The organism is Lysinibacillus sp. NPDC097214, assembly GCF_050277945.1.
GTDB classification, from domain to species: Bacteria; Bacillota; Bacilli; order Bacillales_A; family Planococcaceae; genus Lysinibacillus; species Lysinibacillus xylanilyticus_B.
The window spans coordinates 446240-459456 of record NZ_JBNNSS010000002.1; the positions used below are offsets into that span (position 1 = coordinate 446240).

Genomic DNA, 13217 nt, shown 5'->3' on the forward strand with positions numbered 1-13217 from the left:
AACTAGTCTATTAAATTTTCTTCTTGAAACGCGGAATCATGTAGAGAAGTTAACGTGGAGTACCGTTTTTTCTAAAAATCCACTTGAAAATTTCATCAGTTATTTTGACGATTCGCGTGAAAGAGCTAGCTATATTACATGCTATTTTTCGACTTTAAGAGGCGAAAATTGCCCAAAGATCGGTCATCCACGGGTAAATTTAACTATAAAAAATCTAGCGTCAATCATACTATTAATGGAAGTAGAGAACTGCTACTTAATCATGGTAAACTATTGTATAATAGCAGTATTATAGAGGGTGAACTAAATGACAATTCGTTATCCGAATGGGAAATTGTATTCCCCTAATCCTGCTGTTCAAAAAACGGTGAAAAAGGGGAATGAAAAAGATTTTTCTTTTAGTAATCGAGGGAAAACACTAGAAGATGAAATTGATGAAGCAAACGATTATTATGTAAAAAGACGACTTGCTATCATTCATAAGAAACCTGTTCCCGTGCAAATCGTCAAAGTAGAGTACCCATCACGAAGTGCTGCAGTTATTCGTGAGGCTTATTTTCGAACGCCATCAACAACAGATTACAACGGTGTTTGGAACGGGCGTTATATTGATTTTGATGCAAAGGAAACAGCTTCAAAAACTAGCTTTCCCTTAAAGAATATTCACTTACATCAAATGACACATATGCAGCAAGTGACGGAACAAAATGGTGTGGCTTTTATTATCGTTCGTTTCTCGGCTTTTGAACGATATTTTATCGTGCCATACGATGTTTTACAAAAGGCCTGGCTAGCGATGGACAACGGTGAACGTAAATCGATCCCCTTTTCAACTATAGAAAAGGAAGCTTTAGAAATTCCTATAAGCTATTATCCACGTATCGATTATTTACCGATTATCCAACAGCTCATTGAAGCACAAAGTCATGGTTTTGAAAGTGAGGAGATAGTAGAATGACTGAACGTCGTCCAACACGCGGTGAGCATCAAAAAGCTCTCGCTCAAAAAAATAAAAAAGGCGCTCCGAAACCATCGAAGAAAAAATGGTTTAAGCGCATTACACTAACACTAGTAGCAATTATGGCTGCATGTTTTATTGGTGGTGCTGGGTTATTCGCCTATTACGCAAGTACCGCACCTAAATTAGATGAAAGCTTACTGAAGGATCCCGTTTCTTCTGAGTTCTATGATAAAAACGGTGAATTATTTGCAACAATTGGTGCAGAAAACCGCAAATATGTAAAATATGAAGATATACCGAAGGATATGGTTAACGCAATCCTTGCAACGGAAGATGTACGCTTTTTTGAGCACGGTGGTATGGATTTTTATCGCCTTGGTGGGGCAGTACTCGCTAACTTCCGTGATGGCTTCGGGGCACAAGGGGCCTCTACATTAACTCAGCAAGTTGTTAAAAACTCATTTTTACAAAATGAGAAAAAATTAAAACGTAAAGCACAGGAAGCTTGGCTTGCCTTCCAATTAGAACGTAAATATTCAAAAGAAGAAATTTTTGAAATGTACTTTAACAAAATGCTGATGTCAGGTCGTGTTTATGGCTTCGGAACAGCAGCCCAATATTTCTACGGGAAAGAACTAAAAGATTTAGATTTAGCTGAAGAAGCATTACTTGCAGGTTTAGTCCAACGCCCAAATGCTTACAATCCATTAAAAAATCCTGAACTTGCAGAAAAACGCCGTAATACCGTTCTAGGATTAATGTATCAACATAAAAAAATCACAAAAGCAGAGATGGAGGAAGCAAAGAAAGTAAACATCCAAGCTGGTTTAGCTGACGATGCGACACGTCAAAAATTTGCTGGCTCTAAATACGATGCCTTCCTTGATGTCGTTATTAATGAACTAGAGGATAACGGTGATGGTAGTGCAATGGCAGAAGGTATTAAAGTTTACACAACACTTGATCCGAATGCTCAGCAAATTGTTGAAAATAATATGAATGATGACAGTAACTTCCCAACAGAAAAAATCCAATCGGGTGTGTCTGTCATTGATACGAAAACTGGTCAAATTCAAGCAATCGGTGGCGGACGCAATTACGGGGCTGAACGCGGTTGGAACTATGCATATGACTTACATCATCAACCAGGTTCAACTATGAAACCATTACTAGATTATGGTCCAGCAATCGAAAATTTAAAATGGTCAACAGGTCAAACACTTGTGGACGAACCAATGAACTACACTGGTACGCGTCAAACGATTACAAACTGGGATAATAAATATATGGGTGCTATAACAGCACGTAAAGCTTTATATGCTTCCCGTAACGTTCCAGCTGTTAAAGCATTACAAGAAGTTGGTATTGATAAAGCTAAAGAATTTATTGGTCGTTTAGGTATTAATGCTAAAAATGTTTACGAATCTGATGCGATCGGTGGTGGGGATATTACGATGTCTCCTACACAAATGGCTGCTTCCTTTGCAGCATTTGGAAATAATGGTGTTTACACTGATCCTTATTCAATTACAAAAATCGTTTACCGTGACGGTAAAACAACAAAAGACTACACACCAGAGTCTAATGTAGCAATGAGCGATTATACAGCTTATATGGTGACAGATATGTTACGTGATGTTGTCGGCAATAAGCCGGATGCATCAGGTACTTACGCTAATGTACCTGGATTAGATGTCGCAGGTAAAACAGGTACAACAAACTACGCAGCTGCTGATTTTAGCAAGCATAATTTACCGGATACAAGTGTACCGGATTCATGGTTTGCTGGGTACACTTCAAACTATTCAATCGCTATTTGGAGTGGTTATGAAGAACACTTTGATCCAATTACAACTTGGGATGAGCGTCGTTTACCGCAACATTTATTTAAACAAATTATGCAAGATATTTCGGAGAACGTTGAAACACCACGTTTCAAAAAGCCAAACTCAGTTGTGGAAGCTACAATTGAAGTAGGATCAAAGCCACTTAAATTAGCAAGTAGTTTTACTCCGAATGAGTTACGTCGAACAGAGCTTTTTGTACGTGGTTCAGAGCCTAATGAAGTTTCAAATGAATACGCTGCACCAGAGCTTACTACACCTTACAATGTAAGTGCAAGCCTAGATTTAGAAGGTCAATCTATCAATATTTCTTGGGAGCATGATGCAATGCTTAATCCGGATTCAAATGAACCGCTACCAACAACCTTCGAAGTATCCGCTAAAAAAGAAGGTGGAGAGACTATTTCTCTTGGTACAACGGAAAGCAAAGGTTTAACAGTTAGCAACAAATTGGAAGATGGCAACTACACGATTTCTGTCGTAGCAGTTGTAGATGGTACACGCAGTAAACCAGGTACAACTACTTTCCAAGTAACAGGTACGGCTGAAGAAGATAAAGAGCCAGATACTCCTGAGGAACCTGAAGTTGAGGAACCAACGGAACCGGACGAAAATGGCAATACCGAGGACAATGGTAACCACAATGGTAACGGAAATGATAACGATGGCAATACCGGCAACCATGACAACGGTAATGGTAATGGAAATGGAAATGGAAATGGTAATGGTAACGGAAATGGTAATGGTAACGGCAATGCCAGCGGGAATGGTAACAGCGGCAATGCAGGAAATGGCGGTACCCCTCCAGGAAACAATGGCAACAATAATGGTAGCCAGCCACCAACAAATCCAACTGAACCTACCGTACCGGATGATGGTACCGGTAGTACTGAATAAAAAAAGCAAAGTAGCTTAATGAACTGCCCCGTAAAAGTTAGACATCAATCTAACTTTTACGGGGGTTTTTTTATGGCAAAAGTAAATGCTGAACAACGAATTCAAGCAGTCTTGCGATACTTAAATGGAAATGAATCTATGATTTTAATCACGGAAGACATCGGAGTGACAGATCCGATTGTAAGTGAATGGGTTCGCCGAATCCATGGCACATTTTGAACAGCAACTCAAAGACTATATTCACTATTACAATCACAAACGAATGAAGGAAAAATTAAAAGACCTAAGCCCGGTGGAATACCGAACTCAAGTCTTAGAAGTCGCTTAACTAAATATGTCTAACTTTTTTGGGTCAGATCAAACGCTACATTGCTTTTTTATCTCTTTCAATTTGCTGTCTGTATTACCTTTTGGCAGCTTGCAAGCGTAGTCGTGCTGCTCGTTTTTTTGTTTCCTTAAATAATTCATCAAGCTGACGATAACAAGCATATTGGCCAGGCTTTGCTTTAATAAAGATTAATCGTTCGACACCATTGATGGGCAATACTTCATCGCCTGCTTCTTGCACTAAACGCTCAAACAATAAAATGGCCTCTTCCATCAATCCTTTTGCTTCACCGTTCCTTGCATCATGAGCTGCATGAATTTTGGCTTCTAGTTCCGTCCATTCTGCAAACCAAGCGTCCATTTTTTCCTTTGCGATTGCCTCTACATTCACGATTCCTTCACCAGCCCTTTTTTCAAACGCTTTTGCCCTTCTCTACAATCATCAAATAAAGGGCATGTGTGACAGCCAGGATTTTGAGCTTTACAATGATAACGACCGAAGAAAATTAGCTGATGATGTGTTTTCGACCACTTGTCCATCGGTGTTTTTTTCATAATTGTTTCCTCGACTTCTAATACTGAATCCTTCCAGCGACAAAGCCCTAATCGTTTAGACACGCGCTCTACATGTGTATCCACTGCAAGTGCAGGAATATCAAATGCTACAGACAATACGACATTAGCCGTCTTACGACCAACACCGGGCAACGTAACTAGCGCTTCCCGACTTGCTGGTATTTCGCCCCCATATTCCTCTAATAGTCGTTGACATAATGCTTGAATGTTCTTCGCCTTATTTCGATACAAGCCGATGGAGCGAATATCCTGTTGCAGCTCCTCTAAGGATACAGCTAAATAATCTTCAGGCTTTTTATATTTTTGAAACAATGTTTTCGTTACTTTGTTTACAAGTACATCCGTACACTGTGCAGATAATAGCGTGGCAATAGTTAGTTCAAACGGATTGTCATGCACTAGCTCACAATGTGCATCAGGGAACATACGATCCATTTCCGCTAGACAATGCTCCCATTGTTTTTTTGTTAACATGTCGGAAGCCCCCTATTCTCTTTCTTCTAACCAATTATAAAATGGTACTTTATTTGTTGACTGCGATTCTTGCTGCATTGTACGAACTGACGGTCTGTTAAATGTTTGCTTTTCACGGAACTGCTCGCTTTGCTTCTGTGCAGCCTGTGGTGTCGTAATATTTTTCTTTTTCCACTCCAGTAATATTCGATCAATATAACGAATACTTAGCTTACCAGCAAACACAGCCTCCTTCAGCGCCTCCTTAATAAGCGCCGGACTGTGCTTATCCTCATCTAACCAAGATCCGATTTTTTCTAGCTCTAAAGGAGATAAAAGACGCCCCATTTCCTCTTCAAATAATCGGAAAATCTCCCCCTCTTCTTGTCGGAGTGATACTGCTGATTTTTGCTGTTCCTTCATTTCAATAATCTGCATAATACGCTCCCAAAGTGGGTAAACCGAGTATTTTTCATATAGTTTGCCATTTGCGTCGACGTCGCTTGTTATTTCAAGGAAACCTTTTTGCATTAATCGCTGTAGATGTGAAGTAATATCACTGCTAGGCATTGTTAGACGATTCATTAGATCATTAGGCGTTGGAAAATCATTACCCTCCGTATAGAATGCAAGTAAATGCATAACAATCAGTGCCTCATCATCCTCAATTTTTAACTCCTTATAAAACTGAAAAAAAAGCTGAGGAATTTGAATCATTCTCTGCTCAGTCCATGTACGGAGTCGATTATTATTTGCGCTCATATGATACTTGACTCCTTTTCCATCGTAAGTAGAAAAGCCGCGTAGACATATCACTACGCGACTTTTTTTAATTTTACACTTTCAAAACCTAAAACAAACTAGTTATAGCTTATGGATATAGGCGGTTTAGTAAACGTGGGAATGGGATTGTTTCACGAATGTGCTCCGTGCCAGAAATCCATGCCACTGTACGTTCTAATCCTAGACCGAATCCTGAATGTGGTACAGAGCCTTGTTTACGTAACTCTAAATACCATGCATAAGCGTCTAAAGATAAATGATGTTCTTCAAGACGAGATTGTAATAAATCAAAGTCATGGATACGCTCAGAACCACCAATGATTTCACCATAACCTTCAGGTGCAATTAAATCTGCACATAATACTACATCATCGCGGTCAGGATGTGGTTGCATGTAGAATGGTTTAATGCCTACTGGGTAGCAAGTGATGAATACAGGTTTATCAAATGAATTAGCAATCGCTGTTTCATGTGGTGCACCGAAATCATCGCCCCATTTAATATCGTCAAATCCTTGTTCATGCAATAATTTTATAGCATCGTCATAAGAAATACGAGGGAATGGTGCTTTAATATTTTCAAGCTTAGATGTATCACGACCAAGTCGCTCTAAATCTAATTTGCAATTTGCCAGAACTGATTGCACGATATGCTCCACGTATTGTTCTTGTACTTCTAAGTTTTCTTCAAATTCAGCAAATGCCATTTCCAGCTCAATCATCCAAAACTCGATTAAGTGACGGCGTGTTTTAGATTTTTCAGCACGGAATGTCGGACCGAATGAGAATACTTTACCTAAAGCCATCGCAGCCGCTTCCAAGTAAAGCTGACCAGATTGAGAAAGGAATGCATCTTCATCAAAATATTTTGTATGGAATAGCTCAGAAGTACCTTCAGGAGCTGAACCAGTTAAAATTGGTGGATCCATTTTTGTAAAGCCATTGTTGTTAAGAAACTCATACGTTGCACGAATAATTTCGTTACGGATTTTCATGATCGCATGTTGCTTACGAGAACGTAGCCATAAGTGACGATTATCCATTAAAAACTCAGGACCGTGCTCTTTTGGCGTAATCGGAAAATCAGTTGCAGCATGAAGCACTTCAATACCCGTTACAACAAGCTCACAACCAAAGCTTGAACGCTCATCTGCTTTAACTTCTCCTGTAATATACATAGAAGTTTCTTGGGACATACCTTTTGCAATTGCAAAAATTTCTTCGCCTACTTCTTCTTTTACTACAACGCCCTGTACAAAGCCAGAACCATCACGTAGCTGTAAAAAAGCAATTTTACCACTTGAACGTTTGTTAGATAACCAAGCACCTAGCTTGATTGTTTCGCCGATATGCTTTGGCATATCTTGAATCATAATTTTTTTCATATAAATCCTCCAAAGTTGGTTAAAAGGATTAGTCTTGCCATTTTGATTTTACAAATGTATCAATTCGACGGACTGCCTCTTCTAATAAGTCTAAAGATGTAGCATAAGATAATCGCATTGTAGTGGGTGCACCAAAGCCAGAGCCTGGGATCACTGCTACGTTTGCTTCTGTTAAAATATCCGCAGCGAATGCATCTACAGAATCATAGCCAGTATGAGCCATAGCTTCTGCTACATCTGGTAATAAGTAGAATGCACCCTGTGGTTTTAATACGTTGAAGCCAGGAATTGCACTTACCTGTGGATAAATTTTTTCAAGACGAGATTCGAATGCTTGACGCATTTCTTCTACCGCGTCTTGTGGTCCATTATAAGCTTCCACTGTTGCATATTGTGCAGTTGTTGTTGCGTTCGATGTAGAGTGTGATGCAAGGTCAGTCATTGGTCTAATAATGTCCGCATCCCCTGCAGCATACCCGATACGCCAGCCTGTCATAGAGTGAGATTTTGCAACACCATTGACAACGATTGTACGTGCTTTCACTGCATCAGATAGCTGTGCAATTGAAAAATGCTCAATACCATTGTATACAAGCTTCTCATAAATTTCATCTGACACGATTAAAATATCTTTTTCTTCTGCAACAGCAGCAATTTCAGCTAGCTCTTCGCGGGAATAAATCATACCTGATGGGTTGCTAGGAGAGTTAATGATAACTGCTTTTGTTTTATCTGTCACAGCAGCTCTTAATTGATCTGCAGTAATTTTATAGCCTTGCTCACGTGTGCCTTCCACGTAAACAGGTACACCACCCGCTAATTTTACTTGCTCCGGATAAGAAACCCAATAAGGAATTGGAATAATAACTTCGTCGCCCTCGTTTAAAATAACTTGGAATAAAGTGTATAGAATATGTTTTGCTCCAACACCTACAATTACTTCATTCGGCTTGTATGTAAGATTGTTGTCGCGTTGAAGTTTATCGATAATAGCTTTCTTAAGTACCGGAAGACCGCCAGCAGGTGTATATTTTGTTAAGCCTTTTTCCATCGAATCAATGGCAGCATTTAAAATATTTTGTGGCGTGTTGAAGTCTGGTTCACCAGCGCCTAGGCCAATAACATCAATACCTTGCTCTTTTAACTCCTTCGCTTTCGCAGTAATGGCTAACGTTGAAGATGGTGTTAAAGTTTTTACACGGTTTGCTAATAAATTTTTCATACGGGATCTACTCCTCTTATAAATTCGTAATGCGCTTCCACCAGTCGCCGTCCTTAAACATAATATAGACATAGTTGAGCTTATCGTGATCGTTTAGATATGATATTTCCCAAACAGCACCTGGCTCCTCATAGCCTAATTTCACATTGAGGACTTTTTGTACATTTCCTTCCTTTTTTAAAACCGATAATGCTTCCTTTTCCGTAATACCATCTTTTAAAAATACATCCTTTATTGAATCAGCTTTTAGATTCGTCGGAACAAAGACAGCTTTTTTATCACCATATTCATCTACCCCGAACACAGTGACATACGGATTTTTGCCATTATATGTGTAGGACTCCGAGACAATTGCGAGGGCTTTGGCATCAAGTGCCAACTGTTCAGCCTTCTCTTCAATTGAATGGAATGGAGCCTCGGCTTTCCAGAGTACTAAAATACTAATGACAAGTGACAACGAAACCATAAAGACAGAAATGAAAATCAACCAGTTTTTCATATATTCACCTTATGTTTCACATCTAGCTTATTCATAAACACGAATGCTTGATGCTTTTGTATGTTTATAACTGCGTATACATTCATTTTGCTTTCCATTTTTGTCAACCTGCTTTCTTTCCTCATACCACAACATTATACAACAATTTTGTGCTGTCGTGTTTCTTAATTTCATATATTGTACGTTGATAATATAACGTTTTCAAATGATTCGGGTAGTAATTTTTCTCTTTTTCGTCCAGCCCATCAATTATGCCTCGGCATAATTGCGTCCGGAATCGGCTTTGTGCTTGCTCAAAGCCGATTCCGTGACATCCGCCGGAGGCTTTGGGCCAACATGATGTTGGTCACTCAGTCGTTGCCACAGGACGTGGCGCTCTAAGACTGAGTTCCTCTATTTCAGCGGTTGTTTGTACACCCGCTGAAAAGTAACTTAAACCCGCATTCATCTCACCTTCTATAGAGGTGGGAGACTTCCTGAAAGAAGTTAAAAATGGATACCCTTTCAATATAAAAATCCCTATTCACCATTGCAAATAGAAAGTAAAATTTTCGCTAAAAACCAACGCTAATTCACATATAACACAGTTCGCACGGCCGTCCCATTTGCTCAACCTGGATTTTTTATTGAGATATTTTGTTGTCGCTCAAACACCCTTGCTTTGCTTGGAATATCAAACTATTGCAGCGGATTAAATATCCGTATTTTTTTGTTCGCACAATTATCTCCATTATTGTCCCTGTTGCCCATTATTTTTACCCATATGATGAGGTAATGAGCAATTTTAAGAATTGAAAAAGGGACGTGATGTTTTGACTAAAGAAGTTAATCCTACAGATCCAGCAACAATACCAAAATTTGTGGATGAGCTGCCAAAACCGGTTACCGTTAAACCAAAATACTATAAAGGGCAACAGAGAAAAGATTATTATGAACTTAAAATGATGCAAGCAGAGCATTGTTTCCATAAGGATTTCCCAAAATCAATTATATGGGGCTATAACGGGCTTTATCCCGGTCCAACTATTGAAGCTAAAAAAGACAAAAGCATTTATGTTCGCTATCAAAACCAATTGCCCTCAGAACACTTTTTACCAATCGATTTTACACTTCATACGGCAAACGATTCACAGGAAGTAAGAACTGTTACACATTTACATGGCGCAAATGTAGATTGGGAAAGTGACGGTCATCCCGAGGCATGGTATACACGAGATTATGCACAAACAGGTCCAAAATTCAGTAAAGAAATACATGAATATACCAATCATCAACCTGGTACAACACTGTGGTATCATGATCATGCAATGGCGCTAACTCGTTTAAATGTGTATGCGGGATTAGCAGGTTTTTATTTACTTCGGGATACACTTGAAGAGCGTTCTAACCTACCTTGTGGTGACTATGAGTACCCCATTTTAATTCAAGATAAATCGTTTAATGAAGACGGCTCTCTTTTCTATCCCGATGAACCACCATTCCCCGTTCCCGTACATCCATCTATTACACCTGGCTTTGTCGGTAATACCATCGTCGTAAACGGAAAGGTCTGGCCTTATTTAAATGTCGAACCTCGAAAATATAGATTTCGTCTTCTCAATGCTTCCAATAGAAGGGGATATATCATTAGCCTTTCAAATGATGAGCCTATGATACAAATCGGAACAGACGGAGGCTTTTTAACAGCTCCTCAAGAAATTCAATCTGTTGAGTTATTGCCAGCAGAACGAACAGATGTCATTGTTGATTTTTCAAAATTTGAGGGTCAAGATATAACGTTAATCAATTCTGATGAAGATTTCTTCGATGAACACACTAGAGTCATCATGCAATTTAAAGTGTGCCTTCCCCTAAAGTGTGAGGATACTAGTGAAATACCAGAAAAACTCGCAGTATCGATGGATCTACATCCCCACGATGCACATATCGAGAGACATCTACCATTATCTGCTACAACAGATGATTTTGGTCGACCAATGTTATTATTAAATAATCGAATGTATCATGACCCTGCTACTGAAAAGCCTGCACTTGATAGTATAGAAATATGGAATTTCATTAATGCAACACCGTTTGATCACCCTATTCATCTTCATTTAATTCAATTTAAACTACTAGAACGACGGCCTTTTGATATGGAGCTATATCAAAAGGAAGGCAGACTGGAATTTACAGGTCCCCCTGAAAAACCACATGTCTATGAGCAAGGTTGGAAGGATACTGTAAAAGCGGAAGTTGGTAAGGTTACGAAAATTATTATGCATTGGAAAGATCATGTCGGTCATTATATGTGGCATTGTCATTTCCTAGAGCATGAAGATCATGACATGATGCGACCAATACTCGTCATGAAGGACGTTCACCCTGTGCAAGAGCAACATGCTGAAATTCAGCACCATGAAAAAGAACATTCGCCAGAACAGAATCATGGCGACTCTACTATTGTAACAAGCAATAATGAGCACACTGTCCCGCTCCTTAATACTATTCAATACATCACTCCGACAGAAGAAATAGTAGAAAACTCACATGCCTCTGTGCAAACAACTTATGTAGAAGACGAAATAGAATATAATCCGCAAACTATTCCTCTCTTAACTAGTACCCAAAACATTACTCGCCCTATTGAAACAGCCTATTTAGAAAATAATGTGGAATATAATCAGTTATCCAAACCACTCTTGAACAATACTCAAAATATCCCCCTTTCAAAAGTAGAACTCTCAGAACAACATATAGTTACTGATATTGAAAATATTCCTCAGCCAATCTTCTCGTCTACTGAGTTTCAACCTCGACAAAGGATATCACCTAGGCGTCGGAGAAGATGGTACTAATGTTGCAATTATAAGGCTGGGATATTCGTCGAAAACTAATTGTTTTTTAATACAAAACGTACAAAATAACACCGCATGAAATCAAGGTTAATAAATTTAATTTCATGCGGTTTATTAATTTTTATAGAGTTTTGTCTAAGGTTCTATGATTGTTTAATTCTTTTTAAATCAATTTCGCCTTGGCGTAATTGCGTGCGGATTTTGAATTGTGCTCAGGCCTGCACGAGGGCCGACACGATGTCGGTCATTTCGGTAATGCCACAGGACGTGGCGTTTTTACCGATGCAGGTCAGTTAGCCGTTTTCGCAGGATGCGAAGGTTTTAGGCTAACATCCTTTATTCATTCCTTTCAAAATCCGTGACATCCGCCGGAGGCTTTAGGCCAACTTGAGAGCCTTTACATTCCCCTAAAAGAGTATATTTAATTTACATATAATGTCTTAATAATACTATTAAAGGGGGTATTGATTTGTGCGCTAGACAGAGAAACACTATTAACAAGAAAATACAGAAAAAACATCCAACAAAACATGTCCAGAGTCATACTCATTGTTCCAAAGATGGATGTATAAAGTGTTCTAAATACCCTAACAGCTGCTGTGATAAATTTTTCGTTTTAAATCTTTGTGGGTTGACGAATAGCCTAAATTATCAATTATTAAAATATAAAGGACAGAATGTTGAAATCGAAACTGTTTCTGGTACTAAGGAGAGCGGAATACTTTGCAGTTTTGGCATAGATTTTATTGAAATAAAAGAAAAAGACGATACATTCGTTACAATCTTAAAAGATAAGATCAGTAAAATTTATTTATTTGCTGATGGAGATCATAGCAATTTATGTTGATTCCGTTCCTTTCAAACACTTTTGAAAAACAAAATAAAAAGCTGTCTAAGAAGTAAAAAAGGCTTCTTAGACAGCTTTTTAACGCAAAAATTAATTCCATATTTTATGTCAATTATTCTTTCCAAGTAATATCCATAATCGTCTGTAATGAATAAGATATGCTAATGGATTGCTCAGGAGGGATTAAGCCAATGAAGGTTAAAACAAAATTTGTTTTATTTTTCTTTGTATTATTATTATCTGTATTATGTGCTCAATATATTATGGGACCCCCAATTGTTAAAATGGAATCACCCTCTCCAAATAGCCGCTCAGAAATAGCTCCTTCAGAAATTATCATAACCTTTAATGAGAAAATCCAACTAGCACAAAATTCCCTTGAGGTCATCGATTTTAAGGGGCAAGCAGTGACTAGTAACAAAGCCCAAATAAGTGATGATCAACAAGAAATTCGCTTAGAATTACCTTCCTTCCCGATGGAAAATACTCTGTTCACTATAACGTTGTCTCATCGAATGATGATCACTCTGTAAAAGGTTCCTATCTGTTTCAAATAGACAGTACATTATTATTTACTCAAATAGGTA

Annotated in this window: 12 protein-coding genes and 1 pseudogene; 7 read left to right on the top strand and 6 right to left on the bottom strand. The window is 38.5% G+C overall.

All coding sequences use genetic code 11. From position 1 onward, the window contains the following. Positions 1-307 precede the first annotated feature (307 nt). From recU to ACQKMI_RS06000, 4 genes and pseudogenes are all read left to right on the top strand, one after another. Positions 308-958 (top strand): Holliday junction resolvase RecU, encoded by a 651-nt coding sequence (gene recU, locus ACQKMI_RS05985; protein WP_427487736.1) that lies wholly within the window; start codon positions 308-310, stop codon positions 956-958. After that, positions 955-3702, top strand: coding sequence for a PBP1A family penicillin-binding protein (locus tag ACQKMI_RS05990; RefSeq protein ID WP_427487737.1), 2748 nt, complete (start codon positions 955-957; stop codon positions 3700-3702). The genes recU and ACQKMI_RS05990 overlap by 4 nt, the downstream gene beginning before the upstream one ends. 72 nt (positions 3703-3774) lie before the next feature. Beyond that, a complete protein-coding gene (locus ACQKMI_RS05995; protein ID WP_427487738.1) occupies positions 3775-3921 on the top strand; it encodes a hypothetical protein in 147 nt (48 codons plus the stop codon). Positions 3922-3928: 7 nt separating this feature from the next. Next, positions 3929-4030 (top strand): annotated as a pseudogene (locus tag ACQKMI_RS06000) (IS3 family transposase); the annotation flags it as partial. Between the two features lie 75 nt (positions 4031-4105). Here ACQKMI_RS06000 and ACQKMI_RS06005 read toward each other — a convergent pair. The 6 genes from ACQKMI_RS06005 to ACQKMI_RS06030 all read right to left on the bottom strand — a co-directional run bounded on the left by ACQKMI_RS06005 (position 4106) and on the right by ACQKMI_RS06030 (position 8946). Then, positions 4106-4420, bottom strand: coding sequence for a YpoC family protein (locus tag ACQKMI_RS06005; RefSeq protein WP_427487739.1), 315 nt, complete (start codon positions 4418-4420; stop codon positions 4106-4108). Continuing rightward, positions 4417-5079, bottom strand: coding sequence for an endonuclease III (gene nth / locus ACQKMI_RS06010; protein ID WP_427487740.1), 663 nt, complete (start codon positions 5077-5079; stop codon positions 4417-4419). The genes ACQKMI_RS06005 and nth overlap by 4 nt, the downstream gene beginning before the upstream one ends. Before the next feature lie 12 nt (positions 5080-5091). Next, positions 5092-5820, bottom strand: a complete 729-nt coding sequence (locus ACQKMI_RS06015) for a DnaD domain-containing protein (protein WP_427487741.1) — start codon at positions 5818-5820, stop codon at positions 5092-5094. A 109-nt stretch (positions 5821-5929) separates the two neighbouring features. Next, positions 5930-7225, bottom strand: coding sequence for an asparagine--tRNA ligase (gene asnS / locus ACQKMI_RS06020; RefSeq protein ID WP_427487742.1), 1296 nt, complete (start codon positions 7223-7225; stop codon positions 5930-5932). A 28-nt stretch (positions 7226-7253) separates the two neighbouring features. After that, complete coding sequence (locus ACQKMI_RS06025; RefSeq protein WP_427414275.1) at positions 7254-8447, bottom strand: pyridoxal phosphate-dependent aminotransferase; 1194 nt, start codon at positions 8445-8447, stop codon at positions 7254-7256. 16 nt (positions 8448-8463) lie between these two features. After that, positions 8464-8946 (bottom strand): DUF5590 domain-containing protein, encoded by a 483-nt coding sequence (locus ACQKMI_RS06030; RefSeq protein WP_427414276.1) that lies wholly within the window; start codon positions 8944-8946, stop codon positions 8464-8466. Between the two features lie 812 nt (positions 8947-9758). On the opposite strand from ACQKMI_RS06030, the gene ACQKMI_RS06035 reads away from it, so the two are divergent. The 3 genes from ACQKMI_RS06035 to ACQKMI_RS06045 all read left to right on the top strand — a co-directional run bounded on the left by ACQKMI_RS06035 (position 9759) and on the right by ACQKMI_RS06045 (position 13163). Further along, positions 9759-11783 carry a multicopper oxidase family protein gene (locus tag ACQKMI_RS06035; RefSeq protein ID WP_427487743.1) on the top strand — a complete coding sequence of 675 codons (2025 nt, stop codon included), beginning with the start codon at positions 9759-9761 and terminating at the stop codon, positions 11781-11783. Between the two features lie 469 nt (positions 11784-12252). Next, entirely contained in the window at positions 12253-12630 is a 378-nt protein-coding gene (locus tag ACQKMI_RS06040; protein WP_427487744.1) for a hypothetical protein, read from the top strand. 191 nt (positions 12631-12821) lie between these two features. Beyond that, a complete protein-coding gene (locus ACQKMI_RS06045) occupies positions 12822-13163 on the top strand; it encodes a copper resistance protein CopC (RefSeq protein ID WP_427487745.1) in 342 nt (113 codons plus the stop codon). Positions 13164-13217: the final 54 nt, after the last annotated feature.